Annotated in this window: 1 protein-coding gene; it reads right to left on the reverse strand. The window is 40.8% G+C overall.

All coding sequences use genetic code 11. From position 1 onward, the window contains the following. Positions 1 to 267, reverse strand: a 267-nt coding sequence (locus R0J87_RS21025; protein ID WP_498888699.1) for a sigma-70 family RNA polymerase sigma factor, incomplete at both ends; no start/stop codon positions are given.

Genomic DNA, 267 nt, shown 5'->3' on the forward strand with positions numbered 1-267 from the left:
GGTTTTAAGTTCTGAAGTGAATCGAAAAGAGCTTCCTGCTGTTCACTCATTTCCATCAGTTCGGAAGGAAGGGGAGAAGAGTCTGGTTCGGTCAACGTCAAATTAAAATAGCGAGTTAAGGGGTTTTTCTTTCGGAAATGATCTTTTGTAGTATTTTGAGCGATACGGAATAGCCACGTTCGACTGTTTGATTGGTGTTGGAATTGGTTGAAATGCCGATAGGCTTTTACAAATGTTTCCTGAGTTAAGTCTTCTGCCAGTTGATAG

Origin of the sequence: Halomonas sp. SIMBA_159, assembly GCF_046536035.1 — a bacterium.
Taxonomy (GTDB): Bacteria; Pseudomonadota; Gammaproteobacteria; order Pseudomonadales; family Halomonadaceae; genus Vreelandella; species Vreelandella venusta_A.